Genomic DNA, 18,483 nt, shown 5'->3' on the forward strand with positions numbered 1-18,483 from the left:
AGGAAAACTGTACCGCTTTCAAAAGGTACAGTTTCGGGGAACAGTACCATCGCACTGCAACATGAACGGAGGGCGCATGGCAGACACCAGAGGGCGCTCGGCCCCCATTGCCGAGAAGCTGGCCGACCTGATCGGCCAGCAGATCGCCGACGGCGTGTACCGCCCTGGCGACAAGCTGCCCTCGCTGCGCGAGCTGGCGCAGCTGCACCGCTATGCCAAGAACACCGTGGTCTCGGCCTTCGATCTGCTGGTCTCGCGCGGCATCGTGGAGCCGCGCCGGGGCTCGGGCTTTTACGTGCTGGGCTCGGGCCGCGGTGCCCAGCGCACCGATGAGGACGCGGGCCAGCTGGGCCGCGCCATGGACATCGTCTGGCTGATGCGCGAGCAGCTCAAGACCCAGCCCGACTGCGTGGGCGTGGGCGACGGCTTTCCGCCCGTGGAATGGCTGGCCGACATGCGGCTGGACCGCTACCACCAGAAGGTGGTGCGCACGGGGCTGGGATCGCTGTTCCGCTACGGCAGCCGCTACGGCTATGCGCCGCTGCGCGACAGCCTGGTGCGCAAGCCGGGTGACTTCGGCCTGCAGGCCACGCCGGGCCAGCTGGTGCTGACCCACGGCGCCAACGAGGCCATGGACCTGGTCATCCGCTACTTCGTGCCGCCGGGGGCCACCGTGCTCGTGGACGAGCCCGGCTACTACCCGCTGTTCGGCAAGCTCAGGCTGGCCGGCGCCCATGTGGTCGGCGTGCCGCGCCTGGCCGACGGGCCCGACGTGGCCGCGCTCGAATCACTGCTGGCCCAGCACCGGCCGCGCCTGTTCTTCACGCAGTCGCTGGCCCACAATCCCACGGGCTCGGACATCTCGGCCGCCAAGGCCTACAAGGTGCTGCAGCTGGCCGAGCGCCACAACCTGCTCATCGTCGAGGACGACCCGCTGGCCGACTTCAAGCCCACCTCGGCCGTGCGCCTGTCCACGCTGGACCAGCTGGAGCGCACCATCTACATCGGCAGCTTCTCCAAGTCCTTCTCGGCCGCGCTGCGCGTAGGCTTCATCGCCTGCAACGATGCGCTGGCCAGCGACCTGGCCGACCTCAAGGCACTGATCCACGTCAGCGGCTCCGAGTACTGCGAGCGCATGGTGGACGTGATGCTGCGCGAGGGCCACTACGAGCGCCACCTGGTGCGCCTGCGCCACAAGCTGGGCCAGGCCACGGCCCAGGCGCTGGGCTGGCTCGATGCCCACGGCTGCGAGGTCTTTGCGCGCAGCCCGCAAAGCCTGTACCTGTGGGTGGCCTTCCCCGGTGTGCAGGACTCGCTGCGGCTGGCCGAGCAACTGGTGCCGCGCAAGCTCAGCATGGCGCCGGGCCGTGTCTTCCACGTCGATCCCTCGGCCGTCTCGCGCTGGTCGCGGTGCAACGTCAGCGCCATGCTCGATCCGAGGTTCCAGGCCGCGATGGGGCAGGTGCTGGCAGCAGACGGCCGAGTACAGTAACGCGTTGCCCGAGGAACAGGCCAAGCTGCGCCTGGATCAGGGTATTCGTATTGATCAGGCGGATGACTGGACGGAAAGATGCGCGGAAACCCATATTTCTTGCTGCTGGCCTGGCTCCTCGCAGCCTGTGCAATGGCTCCAGTCCAGGCGGGCCAAACGGACTCATCTTCAATATTGCAGCCCCTGGCGCGCCAGCAAGAGCCATTGGTGGGCAGCTACATGCATGTACTGGTCACCATGGAGGTGGCAGGTTCGAGCCAGGCTCTCAAGAAGGGTCCCGAGCCGGCTTTCAGGAGCCAGCAAGAAGAGATTCTTGCTGGGATCGAGGGCGAGTACATCCCTGCGGCGGTTTGGCGTGGTGCTGCGGGCCACATGGCTCTCTATGTCACGGATTCCGGACTCAAGAAGCTGTCTGAAAGTGGCTTGGTCAGTGCGATAAAGCCGGTGGTGGGCAACTTGGATATCTTCGATCCCGATGAGGAGCTCAAGAAGATCGAGCGGGAAATCAGGAAAAAGGGATCTGCCCTGATCAGCGTGGTGCCCGCATGCGTACAGGGCAAGGAGTCCGCGGGGGGCGCCGCTGGGCCTGACCCCTGCGGAGATATCGAAGTGAGGAAGCGCGCATTCATTGGCTCTTTGCATCCTGGGCACTTCAAGGGCTTTTGGATGGAGGGAACCATGGCCATGGGCCAGATGTGGGGCAAGGCCTATCCGCAGGGAAATCCGTCCGTCGACCTGGATGCACGAATCGAGGGGCTGTACGAACTGAAAAGCAGAAAGGATGTCCTGAGCCTCAATCTGGTCAACAGGGATTTGAAGCGTCTGGATGCCGACGTCCATATTCCCCGTGTTGCCTGGCATACCGCCGCTCTGGACTCCTTTCCGCATGGTGCGGGCGCCGTCGTCCGTATCGGCTTGAGGTCCTATCCTGGTTATGCACCAAGGATTTCCATGCTCACGGGAACGGAGCTCAGGGAACAGGAGGCGAGCGTACGCCGAGTGTTCATCGAGATCATGGAAGATCTTGAGCCCGGGTCCACCGAAGCACTTGACCTGAAACCTCAGATGTCTGGCCTTCTTCCGGTCGCAGAAGTACGTCTCAAGCGAGAGTCTTTCTTGCGCATGCATGCACATCCGGATCCTCGAATTGCGCGCGTTGACTGGGATACCTGGGTGCCCTTTCCCTGAGGCGGGTTTGTCATTGCAACCGGCTCGCCAACTCAGTGTCCGCTGGCCTGCGCGCGCAGCAGCGCGATGAAGCGCTGCTGCTCCTGCGTGGGCGCGTCATCGGTGCGGGTGAGGATGCCGAAGGGCGCCATGGGCACGTCGATGCAGACCGGCAGCGCCCTGACCAGGCCCATGCGCAGATAGTCCTTGAGCGCGGATTCGGACAGCAGCATCACGGCGTCGGTCAGTTGCACCAGTTGCTGCATGGAGTACACCGAGCTGCATTCGATGATGTCGGCGGGCGCGGGCAGCTCCAGGCGCTGCAGCAGCTGGTCGAGCGCGATGCGCGCGGGGCTGGTGGCCGGCTGCAGTATCCAGGGCCAGTCGCCGACAAGCTCTTGCCAGCCCAGCTTGCGCCGGCGTGTCAGCGGATGGCCGCTGCGCACGACGACCAGCAGCCGCTCGTTGCCCAGTTCCTCGAAGCTGTAGCTGCTGCTGTGGGCCGCAGGGCTGCGCCGCGCAATGGCCATGTCGATGCGGCGCTGGTCCAGCAGACGCAGCACCTGGTCGCTGGTGTCGCCCATGATGCGTAACCGCAGCTGCGGGCTTTGCGCCTTCATGCGGGCCACGGCCGTCATCACCAGGTCGGGTGCGGCGCCCATGATGGTGCCGATGGACAGGTAGCCGTAGCCGCCCTGGCGGCGCGCGGCCAGGTCTTCGGCGCAGCGGTCCAGGCTGTTGAGCGAAGCCTCGGCAAACCGCACCAGCTGCGCGCCCAGCGCCGTGGGCCGCATGCCGCGCGGCAGGCGCTCGAACAGCTGGCAGCCGAACATGTCCTCGATCTCGCGCAGCATGCGCGTGGCCGCAGGCTGGGACATGGCCAGGCTCAGCGATGCGCGGTGCAGGTTCAGGCTCGATCCCAGCGCCACCAGCATGTGCAGGTGCTTGTAGCGCAGACGGTTGAGCAGGCTGCGGTGCAGCACGGGCGGGTCGGATTCGGGCGTGTTCGCAGGCATAAGCACAAGGTATCGGATGTGACCGAAATTCGATTTGTTGAGCATCGATCATGCGCCGTACATTGGCCCTGCGACAAGAAAAAACAGACCCAATCCAGGAGACAAGACATGCACAGCCCATCGCCTGTTTCATGACGCGCTGATGCGGCCGGCACCAACGCCGCGGCCGCGCTCGCACCTTCACAAAGCACGCCTTCAGCGCTCCGGACGACCGGGCGTGGTGGCCTCTCATTGCCTGCAAGGAAAGTCATGAAAAAACTCCCCGCTCCCCTGCTGGCCAGGATCTCCTGGCGCCTGCTGCCCTTTTTGCTGCTCATGTACATCATGGCCTTCCTGGACCGGGCCAACGTGGGCTTTGCCAAGGTGGCCTTCCAGGCCGACACCGGCATCAGCGATGCGGCCTTCGCCTTTGGCGCGGGCGTGTTCTTCGCGGGCTATGCGCTGCTGGAAGTGCCCAGCAACCTGATCATGCACCGCGTAGGCGCACGCATGTGGATGTGCCGGATCATGGTCACCTGGGGCCTGGTGTCGGCGGCCATGATGTTCGCCCACGACCAGACCACGTTCTACGTGCTGCGCTTTTTGCTGGGCGTGGCCGAGGCGGGGTTCTTCCCCGGCGTCATCCTGTACCTGACCTACTGGTTCCCGGCAGCGCACCGCGCGCAGGCCATGGGCTTTTTCTACTTCGGCGCGCCGCTGGCATTCATCTTCGGCAGCCCGCTGTCGGGCCTGCTGCTGGAGCTGGACGGCATGGGTGGCTGGCACGGCTGGCAGTGGCTGTTCGCAGTGGAGGGGCTGATGGCCGTGGCCGTGGGCATCTGGGCGTATTTCCACCTGGACAACCGCCCCGCCGACGCCACCTGGCTCAGCCGCGAGGACAAGGCGCTGCTGCAGGACATTCTCGACAGCGAAGAGCGCGCCAAGGGCGGCCACGGCCACAGCCTGCTGGCCGCGCTGTGCCAGCCGCGCGTGCTCTACCTGGCGCTGATCTACCTGCTGATCCAGGCCAGCGTCTATGGCGTGGTGTTCTACCTGCCCAGCCAGGTGGCGGGCCTGCTGGGCACCAAGGTGGGCCTGCTGGTGGGCGTGGTCTCGGCCATTCCCTGGCTGTGCGCGCTGCTGGCCGCCTGGTGGATTCCGGGCCATGCCGAGCGAACAGGCCAGCCGCGCGGCATCGCCAGCTTGACGCTGGTGATGGCTGCCGTGGGCATGGCTGCATCGGTGAGTTTCTCCAGCCCCCTGCTGGGTGTGGCCGCGCTGTGCCTGGCGGCGGCCGGTTTCATCGCCGTGCAGCCCGTGTTCTGGACCTTTCCCGCCAACACGCTGGCCGGCGCTGCGGCCGCTGGCGGCATCGCCTTCATCAACTCCCTCGGCGCCGTGGGCGGCTTCATCGCCCCCATCGTCAAGAACTGGGCCGAGGGCTTTTTTCACTCCCCGGCGGCCGGCCTGTACCTGCTGGCCGGCACCACGCTGCTGGCTGCGGCCCTGGTGCTGGGCGTGCGCGCACGCCTGGCGCCGGCCCTGGCCGCACCGTCGGCCGCCTGAACCACTTGCACACGGAGAAAAGCCATCCCATGACACAGATCCCCACCATCAAGCAGGTGCGCGCCTTCACGCTCAAGGGCGGCGGTGCCGACTACCACGACCAGTCCGACGGCCACTGGATCGACGACCACATCGCCACGCCCATGGCCAAGTACCCCGAGTACCGGCAAAGCCGCCGCAGCTTCGGCATCAACGTGCTGGGCACGCTGGTGGTGGAGATCGAGGACAGCGCCGGACGCGTGGGCTTTGCCGTGACCACGGGCGGCGAGCCTGCGGCCTACATCGTCGAAAAGCACCTGGCCCGCTTTCTCGAAGGCGCCCGGGTGACCGACATCGAGCGCATCTGGGACCAGATGTACCTGTCCACGCTGTACTACGGCCGCAAGGGCATCGTCATCAACACCATCTCGGGCGTGGACCTGGCGCTGTGGGACCTGCTGGGCAAGGTGCGCGGCGAGCCCGTGCACCAGCTGCTGGGCGGCGCCGTGCGCGACGAGCTGCAGTTCTACGCCACGGGCGCGCGGCCCGACCTGGCACAGAAGATGGGCTTCATCGGCGGCAAGATGCCGCTGCACCACGGCCCGGCCGAAGGGGAGGAGGGCCTGCGCCGCAATCTGCAGGAACTGGCCACCATGCGCGAGCGCGTGGGCCCGGACTTCTGGCTCATGCTGGACTGCTGGATGAGCCTGGACGTGAACTACGCCACGCGCCTGGCCCATGGTGCGCAGGCCCATGGCCTCAAGTGGATCGAGGAAGCCCTGCCGCCCGACGACTACTGGGGCTACGCGGCCCTGCGCAGGAACGTGCCCACTGGCATGCTGGTGACCACGGGCGAGCACGAGGCCACGCGCTGGGGCTTTCGCCAGCTGCTGGAGATGGGCTGCTGCGACATCATCCAGCCCGACGTGGGCTGGTGCGGCGGCATCACCGAGCTGCTCAAGATCTCGGCCCTGGCCGATGCCCACCAGGCTCTGGTCATCCCGCATGGCTCCAGCGTCTACAGCTACCACTTCGTGGCCACGCGCCACAACAGCCCGTTTGCCGAGTTCCTGATGATGGCCCCCAAGGCCGACGAGGTCGTGCCCATGTTCCATCCGCAGCTGCTGGGCGAGCCCGTGCCCGTCAACGGCCGCATGCGCCTGTCGGCGCTGGACAGGCCTGGCTTCGGCGTGGAGCTCAATCCCGAGTGCGCCCTGCACCGCCCGTACACGCACTGAAGGAGCCCGCCATGCAACTGCCTGCCAACCCCTTCAAGGCCGCGCTGCGGCGCGCCGAGCCGCTGTACGGCATCTGGGCCGGCTTTGCCACGCCCTATGCGGCCGAGATCATCGCCACCACGGGCTACGACTGGATGCTGGTCGACGGCGAGCATGCCCCCAACACCGTGCCCACGCTGCTGGGCCAGCTGCAGGCCGTGGCGCCCTACGCCACGCACCCGGTGGTGCGCGCCGTGCAGGGCGACACCGTGCTCATTAAGCAATTGCTGGACGTGGGCGTGCAGACGCTGATGGTGCCCATGGTGGAGACGGCCGAACAGGCGCGCGAACTGGTGCGCGCCATGCGCTACCCGCCCCACGGCGTGCGCGGCGTGGGCGGCGGCCTGACGCGGGCCACGCGCTGGGATGCCGTGCCCGACTACATCCGCACGGCGCATGAACAGCTGTGCCTGATCGTGCAGATCGAATCGCCCCGGGGCGTGGCCCATGCGGCCGAGATTGCGGCCGTCGATGGCGTGGACGCCGTCTTCATCGGCCCGGCCGACCTGTCCACGGGCATGGGCCATGCGGGCGACGCCAGCCAGGGCGAGGTGCAGGACGCCATACGCCGTACCGTCGAGGCCACGCTGGCCGCCGGCAAGGCCTGCGGCATCCTCGCGCCGCGCGAGGAGGATGCGCGCCGCTATGCGGACTGGGGCTGCCGCTTCATCGCCGTGGGCATCGATATCAGCCTGCTGCGCCAGGCTGCGCTGGCCAACCTGGGCCGCTATCGCGGCACCGAACAGCCGACCTCGGCATCCCGCACCTACTGACACCAAGGAGAACTCCATGGCATCCCTTCCTGTGCTGCGTAATTTCATCGCCGGCAGCTTCACCGACAGCGCCGAACTGCATGAGGTGACCAACCCCGCCACGGGCGCGGTGCTGGCGCGCTCGCCCCTGTCCAGCCAGACCGATGTGGACCGTGCCATTGCCGCCGCGCGTGGCGCCCACAAGGCCTGGGCGCGCCGCCCGGCCGTGGAGCGCGCACAGTACCTGCGCCGCGTGGCGGCCCGCATCCGCGACAACGCCGCGCGCATTGCCCGCACCATCACCGAGGAGCAGGGCAAGGTCCTGGGCCTGGCCGAGGTGGAGGTGAACTTCACCGCCGACTATCTGGACTACATGGCCGAATGGGCGCGCCGCATCGAGGGCGAGGTCATCACCAGCGACCGGGCCAACGAGCAGATCTTTTTGCTGCGCAAGCCGCTGGGCGTGGTCGCGGGCATCCTGCCCTGGAACTTTCCCTTCTTCCTGATCGCCCGCAAGATGGCGCCGGCCCTGCTCACGGGCAACACCATCGTCATCAAGCCCAGCGAGGAAACGCCCATCAACTGCCACGCCTTCACCGAGCTGCTGGCCCAGTGCGAGCTGCCGGCCGGCGTGTTCAACGTGGTCTATGGCCAGGGCGGCACGGGCGCTGCGCTGGCCGGCCATGCGGGCGTGGACATGGTCAGCTTCACGGGCAGCGTGGGCACGGGCGAGCGCATCGCGGCAGCCGCCGCGCCCCACATCACCAAGCTCAACCTGGAGCTGGGCGGCAAGGCCCCGGCCATCGTGCTGGCCGATGCCGACCTGGACCTGGCCGTGCGCGCCATCCGCGACTCGCGCATCATCAACACCGGCCAGGTCTGCAACTGCGCCGAACGCGTCTACGTGCAGCGCCAGGTGGCCGACGAGTTCACGGCCCGCATCGCCCAGGCCATGGCCGCCACGCGCTACGGCGACCCGATTGCGCGGCCCGACGTGGAAATGGGCCCGCTGATCAACCAAAAGGGCCTGGACAGCGTGCAGGCCAAGGTGCGCCAGGCCATCGCCGACGGCGCGCAACTGGTCACGGGCGGGCAGGCCGCAGACCTGGGCGCGGGCTTTCACTTCCAGCCCACGGTGCTGGCCGGCTGCCATGCCGGCATGGAGATCATGCGCAAGGAAATCTTCGGCCCCGTGCTGCCCATCCAGGTGGTGGAGGACCTGGACGAGGCCATCGCCCTGGCCAATGATTGCGAGTACGGCCTGACCTCGTCGCTGTACACGCGCGACCTGTCCAAGGCCATGCAGGCCATGCGCGAGATCGACTTCGGCGAGACCTACATCAACCGCGAGAACTTCGAGGCCATGCAGGGCTTCCATGCGGGCGTGCGCAAGTCCGGCGTGGGCGGGGCCGACGGCAAGCACGGCCTGTACGAGTACACGCACACGCATGTGGTGTACCTGCAGGGGTGAGCCAACGGTTCGCCTATCGCTTCACGGTGGCTGACGTTATGAACCGGGCAATGGTGCTGGAAACCCCGGGCACTAGCGGCAGCCCCTCCTTGTCATAGGTTGCAAGATTGGCAGCGCGATCGTTGGTCTCCACCTTCTTGAGCACATGGTTGGTGGCGGGCAACAGCACAAGCTTGGCGTTCGGTGCAGCCTTGGCCAGACGCTGAGCATCCTTTGGCTTGATCTGCAGGTCGCGCTCACCTTGAATGATGAGCACGGGTTTGGAATAGCCCGCTATCAGGCGAGCGGGGTCCAGCGCGAAGGTGTTGATGAGAAAGCCTTGTACGCTGGCATGGAACATGGTGTTGAGCGGCCTGTCCATCTGGCGGGTATCCACGCGCCTGCCTGCTTCCAGAGCATCGATGACCGGTAACGCCTGGTCCAGGATCGGTGCATTGGCGGGGTCTTCCTTGAGCTGTTCCCGAAGCGTCTGCCCCATTGGGCGACCAGGAGCTGCTACCAATATCAGTCCGCAGATATCGGAGCGGCCCTGGCCAGCCTCCAGAGCGACCAGTCCACCTTCACTGTGTCCCAGCACCCAGACGCATTGGGCACCGGTCTCGCTGCGGATGGCGTCCACCCAGTGGTGCACATCTTCGGCATAGGCCTGGATGGTCACGGCATTGGGGTCCTCCACGGCCTTGTAGCTTTCGAACATGCCACGTTTGTCGATGCGTACGGTGGCAATGCCCTGGGTGGCCAGTTCCTGTGCGAGCAGTTGGTAGGTCGAGGCTTTGAGGCCGAACGGGCTGTTGCCGTTGCGGTCAGTGGGGCCTGAGCCGGGGACGATCAGTACGACCGGCGGCGCGCTTTGGCTCGGCGTCAGCAGAACTCCCCGCAGTGGGTCAAGTGGCCCCGTTGCCTGCAGCGGCTTTTCGCCAAGGACGGCCGTGGCCGGTGCGGCCATGGTGGTACTTGCGCAGATGGCAGCCGCCAGGCCGAGGAGTAGAGCTTTCATGGGAAAGGCCGCAGAGTTGATCTGCGTGCCATTGGAGCATGCTTGTCTGTCGGCCCTGTCAGGTCGAAGCCGTGCGCTTGCGGTTGCGCGGCGCCTTGGGCGGCGGGCTGCTGGCCTCCAGCTCCCGCGCCCGCGTGCGGATGCGCGCAAAGGCGCTGGCCATGGCCTGCAGCTCGGGCTCGGGCACGGCGTCCATGAGCTCGCGGTTGATGGCCTGCACCTGCGGGAACAGCTCGGCATGCAGGGCGCGGCCCGTGTCGCTCAGGCGCAGCAGCGCGCGGCGCGCATCGCCCACCTGGCTCTCTTTCCACAACAGCCCCTTGGCCAGCAGCGCCGTGACCGCGCGCGAGGTGCGCGTGCGGTCCAGTTGCGCCTGCTCGGCCAGCTGCGAGGGCTGCAGCTGCCCGGCCTCGGCCAGCAGGCAGAGCATGCGCCACTCGCGCCGCGTAATGCCGTAGCGGCCCTCGCACAGGCGCACCACGCGGCTGCCAGCGGCCGCCTGCAGCCGCGCCAGGTGGTAGAGGAACATGTCGTCGAGCACGGCGGGGTGGCGCCAGCGGTGGAGGTCGGTCATGGACTCGCGGGCCGGTTTCGGGTTTACGCTAGGGATGATGGATTAGATGCATTGTCGGCGGCCTGCGTACATTGGCCGCAAGACAACGACAAGGAGACAAGTATGCCCAGCCCCCTCGCAGCCCTGGCGCGTGCCGCCCTGGCTTTGGTCGCCGCCGGCCTGTGCGCGGCGCCCGCCCTGGCCCAGGAATGGCCCAAGGCCAAGCCCATCCGCATCGTCGTGCCCAATCCGCCGGCCGGCCCGTCCGACATCTCGCTGCGCCCCGTGGCCGCCGCCATGCAGGCGGCGCTGGGCCAGGCCGTGGTCGTGGACAACAAGCCCGGCGCCAACGGCAACATCGGCGCGGCCGAGGTCGCGCGCTCCGCGCCCGATGGCTACACCTGGCTGTGGGCCATGGACCCAGTGCTCACCGTCAACCCCCATGTCTACAAGAACATGGGCTACAAGGCCGACGCGCTGGAAACCCTGGTCGTGGCCGCGCGCTTCTCGCAGACCCTGGTCTGCGGCCCGGGCACGGGCTTCAAGTCCGTCAAGGACATGGTGGCCGCCAGCAAGACGCGCGAGCTGACCTATGCCTCGGGCGGCGCGGGCTCGCCGGGCCACCTGGTCATGGAATCGCTGCTGGCCACCTCGGGCGCCAAGATGGTCCACGTACCCTACAAGGGACCGGCGCCGGCCATGCAGGACCTGCTGGGCGGCCAGGTGGACTGCGGCTTCCTGGCTGGCCCCACGGTCTTCCCCCAGGTCCAGAGCGGCAAGCTGATCGCCCTGGCCACCTCGGGCAAGACGCGCTCGGCGCTGGCGCCCGAGCTGCCGACCATCGCCGAATCGGGCTTTCCCGAGTTCGACGGCACCTTCTGGATCCTGCTGGCCGCACCCAAGGGCGTGCCGCCCGCTGTGCAAAAGCGCTTTGTCGATGCCATGAACGAGGCCATCCGCGCGCCCGAGCAAAAGGAACGCGCCAAGGCCCTGGACATCGAGATGGTCGGCTCCACCGTGGCCGAGGCCCAAGCGCGCGCCAAGGGCCAGTCCGCGCAGTGGGCCGCCCTGGTCAAGCGCATCCACCTGACCAACGACTGAAGCCGCCACTAGGGCCTGTGGCCCTGAGGCACCGCCGTTTTGGCGATACTCCCTTTCCCAACGCATCCACTGTCTTCTGGCTCCCATGGCAACCCAGCGCCCCAATCTGATCTTCATCCTGGCCGATGACCTCGGCTATGCCGACCTCGGCTGCACGGGCGCGCGCGATGCGCACAGCCGCGCCACCGATGTCTCGCCCCGCCTGGACGCCATGGCCGCGCAGGGCATGCGCTTCACGCGCGGCTATTCCAACTCGGCCGTGTGCTCGCCCACGCGCTTTGCCCTGGCCACGGGCCGCTGGCAGTACCGCCTGCGCGGCGCGGCCGAGGAGCCGATCGCCAGCGTCCACGGCGACAAGGTGCTGGGCCTGCCGCCCGACCATCCCACCGTGGCCTCGCTGCTGCGCGACGCCGGCTACGCCACCGCCCTGGTCGGCAAATGGCACCTGGGCTACCCGCCGCATTTCGGCCCGCGCATGTCGGGCTACGAGGAGTTCTACGGCTTTCACGCAGGCGGCGCCGACTACTTCGCCCATTGCGACCCGCGCGGCCGCCCCGACTTCTGGATCAACGAGGAGCCGCACGAGGAAGAGGGCTACCTCACCGACCTGCTGAGCCGCCGCGCCGTGGACTTCGTCGAGCGCCAGACCGCCGACAAGCCCTTCTACCTGTCCCTGCACTACAGCGCCCCGCACTGGCCCTGGCTCACGCGCGACGACCTGGAGGAATCGCGGCGCATCGGCGGCTTCGGCAAGCACACCGACGGAGGCACCATCGAGACCTACCAGCGCATGATCCACCACATGGACGAAGGCATTGGCTGGGTGCTGGACGCGCTCGAGAAAAAGGGCATGGCCGAGAACACGCTCATCGTCTTCACCAGCGACAACGGCGGCGAACGCTTCTCCAACAACTGGCCCTTCATCGGCCAGAAGATGGACCTGCTCGAAGGCGGCATCCGTGTGCCCCTGGTGGCGCGCTGGCCCGAGCGCATGCCGTCGGGCATCGTCAGCGATACGCCCAATCTCACCATGGACTGGTCAGCCACCTTCCTGGCCGCCGCCGGCGTGCACGGCCACGCCGACTACCCGCTGGACGGCATCAGCCTGCTGCCCCTGATGGAAGACGGCACCTGGAACCCCGAGCGCGACCTGTGCTGGCGCATGAAGCACCGTGCCCAGCGCGCCCTGGTGCGCGGTGACTGGAAATACCTGCAGATCGAAGGCGTGGAATACCTCTTCAACGTGGCCCAGGACCCGCGCGAACGCGCCAACCTGCGCGACCGCGAGCCCCAGCGCCTGGCTGAACTGCGCCAGGCCTGGCAGCAATGGGATGCTTCACTGCCGCCCATTCCGGAAGAAGCCAAGGTGTCGCTGGTGTTCAGTCGGCAGGATCTGCCTTCGGCCACCTTCTGAGGCCCGGACGGCGCAGGCAGCAAGTAGGTGGTGCTCAGCCTTGCGCCGCCTTGTCTTCTTCCTGGATGGCGTCGTTGTCCATCGTCAAATAGACCAGCACCAGCAGCAGCGTGATGAAGAAGCGGAAGGCATCGGGCACGCCATTCCACTGCTTGGACATCCACATGCCGAACCACTCGCCGCCCACGGACATGAAGCCGACCTGCCAGGTCAGAAAGCCCAGGGTCAGCCCCGCCACCGCCCATGACTTCGCGGCGCGGAAGGCCCGGGTGCCGGCCTGTCGCGCCTGCAGCAGCCGCCAGCCGCCGATCCAGCACAGGACGGCGGTCGTCGTCTCCAGTGCAATGATGCCGATATAGCCCGCATGGTGCACCCAGGGCGTCTGGATGGCGCGGTACATGATCCCGTTGCCGGGGAAGGTCGTGTCCATCAGGAAGACGTGGTGCACGAAGGCGAAGTTGGTTGCGTAGTCGGTGATGTTGCCGAAGGCGACCAGGGACGCGGAAAAGGCCATGGCAAGCACCATGGCGGATTTGGACAGGCGAATAAACATGAGGAACTCCGTATGGGCGGGCGCGCGCAGGCCTGCATGCCGGCGCACCGGCACGCATGGAGGCGACCCGTAGACAGGGGATGACGCCAGCCGTGGTGGGGGCTGGCAAACAGACGTGCGGACGCACGAAGGCGCGGAGATCGGGACTGGAAAACCTGAAGCCGGCAGTGCGTCTGGGAAACGCCCACACCAACTGGATCGAGTGCCACGCCAGGAGGGAGCCGCAATTGTGGGGGGTGGCATTGATGCGCGTCAATCTGGCGCTGCCGGCAAGCACATCGGATCTGGCTGCACTGTTTTGGTGCAATACGCCATTGCAGCCATGTGAGCGACCGCTATCACCGTAACGGTGCAGAATTTCTGCACAAAGCCGGTGCATGCGAGGATGCTGCGGTGCCGCATTGGTGAGTCGGAAGGCGCACCACCGAGCAAAAAAGACTGGCACGGTCCGTGCTTAACCCGGTTGTCACGAAATTTTTCAAACCGGAGGATCCCATGTCCCGTGCCAGCCTCAAGTCGCTCGCCATCGCCTGTGTCGCCATCGCTCCGCTCTGGGCCCACGCCCAGCTCACAGCCAATGTGTCGCTGACCACGAACTACAAGTTCCGTGGCCAGGACCAGGACACGGGACGCAACAAGGCCGTCAAGCCTGCCCTGCAAGGCGGTTTCGACTACACCTTCGGCGACAGCGGCTGGTACATCGGCAACTGGAACTCCAGCGTGGACTGGCTCCCCCGCAATTCGCTGGAAACCGATTTCTACGGCGGCTACAAGTTCAAGGCCGGCGAGGTGGACCTGGACTTCGGCGCGCTGCAGTACCTGTACTCGGGCAATTCCAGTGGCAACACCACCGAGCTGTATGGCGCGGCCACCTATGGACCGTTCACGGCCAAGTACTCGCACACCGTGTCCAAGGACTACTTCGGCTGGGCTGGCGAGAAGGCCGGCTCGGGACTGTCGGGTCGCAACACCGGCTACCTGTGGCTGGGCTTCACCCAGGAAGTGATGCCCAAGGTGACGGTCAAGGCATCGCTGGGCTTCACCCGCTTTGCCAGCGACATCAAGGGCCTGGGCGTGCCCAACTATATGGACTACAGCGTGGGCGGCGCCTACGATTTCGGCGACGGCGTGTCGCTGGGCGCGGCCGTGACGGGTGCGAACAAGAAGTCGTACTTCGGTGACGTCAACAAGGCGCGCCTGATCGTGACGCTGACCAAGACCCTGTAACCGGACCTGAGGAGCAAAGCATCATGAAACTGGTGACCGCCATCATCAAGCCCTTCAAGCTCGACGAGGTGCGCGAGGCGCTCTCCGACATCGGCGTGCAGGGCATCACCGTGACCGAAGTCAAGGGCTTCGGCCGCCAAAAGGGCCATACCGAGCTGTATCGCGGCGCGGAATACGTGGTCGATTTCCTGCCCAAGCTGCGCCTGGAGGCCGCCGTGCCCGATGCGCTGGTGGACCAGGTGATCGATGCCATCGAGGCCGCTGCGCGCACCGGCAAGATCGGTGACGGCAAGATCTTCGTGCTGCCCATCGAGCAGGCCGTCCGCATCCGTACCGGCGAGACCGGCGACAGCGCACTGTGAGTTTCAACCCCTCGTTTCCCGAAAGACTGCCATGACCAAACGACTTCTTTCCATGGGCCTGGGGCTGGGCCTGCTGGCCGCAGGCGCCGCTGCCCTGGCACAGGAGCCCGCCGCCGCTGCAGCCGTTGCCGATGCGGCCGCTGCAGCTGCCCCCGCCGCCGCGGCCGCAGCCGAGGCGCCGGCCCCCGCACTCAGCGCCGGTGACACGGCCTGGATGCTGACCTCGACCATGCTGGTGATCCTGATGGTGATCCCGGGCCTGGCACTGTTCTACGGCGGCCTGGTGCGCACGAAGAACATGCTGTCCGTGCTCTGCCAAGTGTTCGTGATCTTCTCGCTGATCACGCTGCTGTGGGCCGTCTACGGCTACTCGCTGACCTTTGCGGGCGAAGGCAACTTCTTCGGCGGCTTCAGCAAGATCTTCCTCAAGGGCATCGCGCCCGACACGCTGGCCGGCGCGCTGCCGACCATTCCCGAGTACGTGTTCGTGGCCTTCCAGTCCACGTTCGCCGCCATCACCGTGGCCCTGATCGTCGGCGCCTTCGCCGAGCGCATCAAGTTCTCGGCCGTGATCCTGTTCTCGGTGCTGTGGTTCACCTTCAGCTACATCCCCATGGCCCACATGGTCTGGGGCGGCGGCCTGCTGGGCAAGGACGGCGCGCTGGACTTCGCCGGCGGCACCGTGGTGCACATCAACGCCGGTATCGCCGGTCTGGTGGGCTCCTACATGCTGGGCAAGCGCATCGGCTTCGGCCGCGAGGCACTGCCTCCGCACAGCCTGACGCTGACCATGGTCGGTGCCTCGCTGCTGTGGGTCGGCTGGTTCGGCTTCAACGCCGGCTCGGCAGGCGCTGCCAACGGCATTGCCGGCCTGGCCTTCATCAACACCATCGTCGCCACGGGCGCTGCCACCATCTCCTGGCTGGCCGCCGAAGCCCTGCACAAGGGCAAGGCCTCGATGCTGGGCGCCGCCTCGGGCGCCGTGGGCGGCCTGGTGGTCATCACCCCGGCGGCCGGCCTCGTGGGCCCCATGGGCGCCATCGTCATGGGCCTGATCGCCGGTCCCGTCTGCCTGTGGGGTGTGTCGGGCCTCAAGAAGCTGCTCAAGGTCGATGATGTCTGCGACGTGTTCGGCGTGCACGGTGTGGGCGGCATCCTGGGTGCCATCCTGACCGGCGTGTTCTGCGCCTCCAGCCTGGGCGGCATCGAGCCCGCAGACTTCAACATGGGTCATCAAGTGTGGGTGCAGGTCAAGAGCGTGCTGCTGACCATCGTCTGGTCTGGCGTGGTGGCTGGCATCTCCTACAAGATCTGCGACCTGGTCGTCGGCCTGCGCGTCAGCGAAGAGTCCGAACGCCAGGGCCTGGACATCACCACGCACGGCGAGGTGGCGTACTACCGCTGATCGGTTTTCAGGGAGTTCATTGCGGATTGGCCTCGGTGCTTGCACCGGGGCCTTTTTTGCTTTGGAGCCGCTGCAGAGATAGCGTCTTTGCTTTTTCGTCCCGGCTGTTTTGCGCCGCCCGCAGAACTTCAAGCACACCGTTCAAAAAATTCACGGGTCCGTACCGAGGCGCAAAAGGGCCCAGCCGCTACGATGCAGGCCATGGATTCAGCCCAAAGCCACCTCCTCCAGATCGCCCAGCGCGTGCGCGCTGCTGCGGCCGACGCCACGCCGCTGCGCATACGCGGCGGCGGCACCAAGGATTTTCACGGCCTGGCCCTGCAGGGCGAGCTGCTGGACACGCGGGCGCTGGCCGGCGTGGTCAGCTATGAGCCCAGCGAGCTGGTCGTGACCGTGCGCGCCGGCACGCCGCTGGCCGAGGTCGAGGCCCTGCTCGCGGCACAGGGCCAGTGCCTGGCCTTCGAGCCTCCGCATTTCGATGGAGACAGCCGCAACGCCACCGTGGGCGGCATGGTGGCCAGCGGCCTGTCCGGGCCTTCGCGTGCCAGCGTGGGCGCCGTGCGTGACTTCGTGCTGGGGCTGGAGATGATCAACGGCCAGGGCGAGCTGCTGCGCTACGGCGGGCAGGTCATGAAGAACGTGGCGGGCTACGACGTCTCGCGGCTGATGGCGGGCTCCTGGGGCGCGCTGGGCCTGATCACCGAGGTCAGCCTCAAGGTGCTGCCCGTGGCGCCGGCCGAGGCCACGCTGCGCTTCGAATGCACTCAGCAGCAGGCGCTGGACTGGCTCAATGCCTGGGGCGGGCAGCCGCTGCCGCTCAATGCCAGTTGCTGGCTGCAGGAGGAGGGCGCAGCCCAGGGCGTGCTGTACCTGCGCCTGCGCGGCGCACGTGCCGCCGTGCAGGCGGCCTGCGAGCGCCTGGGTGGCGAGCGTGTGCAGCGCATGGACCCTGTGCATGTCGCTGCCGACTGGCAGGCCTGCCGCGAGCAGCAGCTGCCCTGGTTCACCGCACGCGCGCCGGGCCATGCGCTGTGGCGCCTGTCCGTGCCGCAGACGGCTCCGGTACTGGCGCTGCCGGACGGCTGCACGGGGCCGCTGATCGAATGGCACGGCGCACTGCGCTGGGTACAGGCGCCGCGTGCGCTGGGCCATGCGCTGCGCGCGCTGGCAAAAGCAGCGGGCGGATCGGCCACCTTGTTCCGCTCCGAGGCCGCAGACCAGCCCGGCGCCGAGCCCGATTTCGACGCCCAGGCGGCCGACGCCACGGCCGCGCTGCATGCGCGGCTCAAGCAGGCCTTCGATCCTGCGGGCATCTTCAACCGCGGCCGGCTGGCCGCCGCCTGGTAGGCCGGGCCAACGCCTGGCTCCGCCCATGCGCATGCGCCACCACCTGCACCTGCTCACGGACCGGCACCGCACGGTGGCCAGCAACCGCACGCTGGGCCTGCTGCTGGCCTTCAACGCGGGTGCGGTGAATGCGGGCGGCTTTTTGCTGGTGCACTCCTATACCTCGCACATGACGGGCTTTGTCTCGCTGCTGGCCGACAACCTCGTGCTGGGCAATACGGCGCTGGTGCTCAGTGCCTGCGGCGCGCTGCTGGCCTTTCTGTGCGGCGCGGCCGCGACATCGCTGCTGGTCAACTGGGCGCGCCACCACCGGCTGCGCAGCAGCTATGCGCTGCCGCTGCTGCTGGAAGCCGCGCTGATGCTGCTCTTCGGCGTGCTGGGCGCGGCCATGCTGGCCTGGCCCACGCCGTTCGCCGTGCCGCTGGCCGTGCTGCTGCTGTCCTTCATCATGGGGTTGCAGAACGCCACGGTGACCAAGATGTCGTCCTCGCAGATCCGCACTACACACATGACGGGCGTGATAACGGACCTGGGCATGGAGCTGGGTCGAGCCCTCTACTGGAATCGCCACGGCAGCCCGCCCGAGCACAGGGTCCACGCCAACCATGTGCGGCTGCGGCTGTTCGCAGGGCTGCTGTCCATGTTCCTGCTGGGCGGCATTGCGGGTGCGCTGGGTTTCCGGCACCTGGGCTTTGTGTTCGTCGTGCCGCTGGCCGTGGTGCTGTGCCTGCTGTCCCTGCCGCCGCTGTGGGCCGACCGTGCGCGGCTGCCCCTGCTGCTGGGCCGGCGGGCCGCGCCTCGCGCGTGACCGCCGCGTCCGGCTGC

Annotated in this window: 18 protein-coding genes; 13 read left to right on the forward strand and 5 right to left on the reverse strand. The window is 67.2% G+C overall.

All coding sequences use genetic code 11. The annotated features are described in order from the left end of the window. Nucleotides 1-76: 76 nt before the first annotated feature. Nucleotides 77-1,492, forward strand: a complete 1,416-nt coding sequence (locus tag DA1_RS18955) for an aminotransferase-like domain-containing protein (RefSeq protein ID WP_034397780.1) — start codon at nucleotides 77-79, stop codon at nucleotides 1,490-1,492. A 207-nt stretch (nucleotides 1,493-1,699) separates the two neighbouring features. Continuing rightward, complete coding sequence (locus DA1_RS18960; RefSeq protein ID WP_230590954.1) at nucleotides 1,700-2,680, forward strand: hypothetical protein; 981 nt, start codon at nucleotides 1,700-1,702, stop codon at nucleotides 2,678-2,680. A gap of 32 nt (nucleotides 2,681-2,712) precedes the next feature. Here DA1_RS18960 and DA1_RS18965 read toward each other — a convergent pair whose 3' ends face one another. After that, a complete protein-coding gene (locus DA1_RS18965; RefSeq protein WP_034397782.1) occupies nucleotides 2,713-3,720 on the reverse strand; it encodes a LysR family transcriptional regulator in 1,008 nt (335 codons plus the stop codon). A 204-nt stretch (nucleotides 3,721-3,924) separates the two neighbouring features. Here DA1_RS18965 and DA1_RS18970 point away from each other — a divergent pair, with 204 nt between their 5' ends. The 4 genes from DA1_RS18970 to aldA are packed head-to-tail and all read left to right on the forward strand — an operon-like array spanning nucleotide 3,925 to nucleotide 8,699. Beyond that, nucleotides 3,925-5,220, forward strand: a complete 1,296-nt coding sequence (locus tag DA1_RS18970; protein WP_034397784.1) for an MFS transporter — start codon at nucleotides 3,925-3,927, stop codon at nucleotides 5,218-5,220. Nucleotides 5,221-5,249: 29 nt separating this feature from the next. Beyond that, nucleotides 5,250-6,437, forward strand: coding sequence for an L-rhamnonate dehydratase (gene rhmD, locus DA1_RS18975; protein ID WP_034397787.1), 1,188 nt, complete (start codon nucleotides 5,250-5,252; stop codon nucleotides 6,435-6,437). 11 nt (nucleotides 6,438-6,448) lie between these two features. Next, nucleotides 6,449-7,249 (forward strand): HpcH/HpaI aldolase family protein, encoded by an 801-nt coding sequence (locus tag DA1_RS18980; protein WP_034399079.1) that lies wholly within the window; start codon nucleotides 6,449-6,451, stop codon nucleotides 7,247-7,249. Between the two features lie 16 nt (nucleotides 7,250-7,265). After that, nucleotides 7,266-8,699, forward strand: a complete 1,434-nt coding sequence (gene aldA, locus DA1_RS18985; protein WP_034397789.1) for an aldehyde dehydrogenase — start codon at nucleotides 7,266-7,268, stop codon at nucleotides 8,697-8,699. Nucleotides 8,700-8,712: 13 nt separating this feature from the next. Here aldA and DA1_RS18990 read toward each other — a convergent pair whose 3' ends face one another. Together DA1_RS18990 and DA1_RS18995 are read right to left on the reverse strand one after the other, a co-directional pair. Further along, entirely contained in the window at nucleotides 8,713-9,696 is a 984-nt protein-coding gene (locus DA1_RS18990) for an alpha/beta hydrolase (RefSeq protein WP_034397791.1), read from the reverse strand. A gap of 58 nt (nucleotides 9,697-9,754) precedes the next feature. Next, the gene (locus DA1_RS18995) at nucleotides 9,755-10,270 is read right to left on the reverse strand and encodes a MarR family winged helix-turn-helix transcriptional regulator (protein WP_034397793.1); all 516 of its coding nucleotides are present in this window, start codon (nucleotides 10,268-10,270) and stop codon (nucleotides 9,755-9,757) included. Nucleotides 10,271-10,372: 102 nt separating this feature from the next. On the opposite strand from DA1_RS18995, the gene DA1_RS19000 reads away from it, so the two are divergent. Together DA1_RS19000 and DA1_RS19005 are read left to right on the forward strand one after the other, a co-directional pair. Continuing rightward, nucleotides 10,373-11,350 (forward strand): tripartite tricarboxylate transporter substrate binding protein, encoded by a 978-nt coding sequence (locus DA1_RS19000; protein WP_034397794.1) that lies wholly within the window; start codon nucleotides 10,373-10,375, stop codon nucleotides 11,348-11,350. 85 nt (nucleotides 11,351-11,435) lie between these two features. Continuing rightward, nucleotides 11,436-12,764, forward strand: coding sequence for a sulfatase family protein (locus DA1_RS19005; RefSeq protein ID WP_034397797.1), 1,329 nt, complete (start codon nucleotides 11,436-11,438; stop codon nucleotides 12,762-12,764). Between the two features lie 34 nt (nucleotides 12,765-12,798). On the opposite strand, the gene DA1_RS19010 is transcribed toward DA1_RS19005, so the two are convergent. After that, nucleotides 12,799-13,317 carry a DUF2165 family protein gene (locus DA1_RS19010; protein ID WP_034399082.1) on the reverse strand — a complete coding sequence of 173 codons (519 nt, stop codon included), beginning with the start codon at nucleotides 13,315-13,317 and terminating at the stop codon, nucleotides 12,799-12,801. Nucleotides 13,318-13,812: 495 nt separating this feature from the next. Here DA1_RS19010 and DA1_RS19015 point away from each other — a divergent pair, with 495 nt between their 5' ends. Genes DA1_RS19015 through amt form a run of 3 tightly spaced genes read left to right on the forward strand, consistent with a single transcriptional unit; the run spans nucleotide 13,813 to nucleotide 16,311 of the window. Then, complete coding sequence (locus tag DA1_RS19015; protein ID WP_013800176.1) at nucleotides 13,813-14,544, forward strand: TorF family putative porin; 732 nt, start codon at nucleotides 13,813-13,815, stop codon at nucleotides 14,542-14,544. A 23-nt stretch (nucleotides 14,545-14,567) separates the two neighbouring features. Continuing rightward, the gene (locus tag DA1_RS19020) at nucleotides 14,568-14,906 is read left to right on the forward strand and encodes a P-II family nitrogen regulator (protein ID WP_012202241.1); all 339 of its coding nucleotides are present in this window, start codon (nucleotides 14,568-14,570) and stop codon (nucleotides 14,904-14,906) included. 31 nt (nucleotides 14,907-14,937) lie between these two features. Then, nucleotides 14,938-16,311: an ammonium transporter gene (gene amt, locus DA1_RS19025; RefSeq protein ID WP_170962109.1), complete on the forward strand. Its 1,374-nt coding sequence runs from the start codon at nucleotides 14,938-14,940 to the stop codon at nucleotides 16,309-16,311. A gap of 16 nt (nucleotides 16,312-16,327) precedes the next feature. On the opposite strand, the gene DA1_RS30555 is transcribed toward amt, so the two are convergent. Beyond that, nucleotides 16,328-16,465 carry a hypothetical protein gene (locus DA1_RS30555; RefSeq protein WP_155294336.1) on the reverse strand — a complete coding sequence of 46 codons (138 nt, stop codon included), beginning with the start codon at nucleotides 16,463-16,465 and terminating at the stop codon, nucleotides 16,328-16,330. Nucleotides 16,466-16,503: 38 nt separating this feature from the next. On the opposite strand from DA1_RS30555, the gene glcE reads away from it, so the two are divergent. After that, nucleotides 16,504-17,658 carry a glycolate oxidase subunit GlcE gene (gene glcE / locus DA1_RS19030; RefSeq protein WP_034397799.1) on the forward strand — a complete coding sequence of 385 codons (1,155 nt, stop codon included), beginning with the start codon at nucleotides 16,504-16,506 and terminating at the stop codon, nucleotides 17,656-17,658. A gap of 25 nt (nucleotides 17,659-17,683) precedes the next feature. Next, a complete protein-coding gene (locus DA1_RS19035) occupies nucleotides 17,684-18,466 on the forward strand; it encodes a YoaK family protein (RefSeq protein WP_012202244.1) in 783 nt (260 codons plus the stop codon). The last annotated feature ends 17 nt before the right edge of the window (nucleotides 18,467-18,483 follow it).

The organism is Delftia acidovorans NBRC 14950 (genome assembly GCF_001598795.1).
Lineage (GTDB): Bacteria > Pseudomonadota > Gammaproteobacteria > Burkholderiales > Burkholderiaceae_C > Comamonas > Comamonas acidovorans.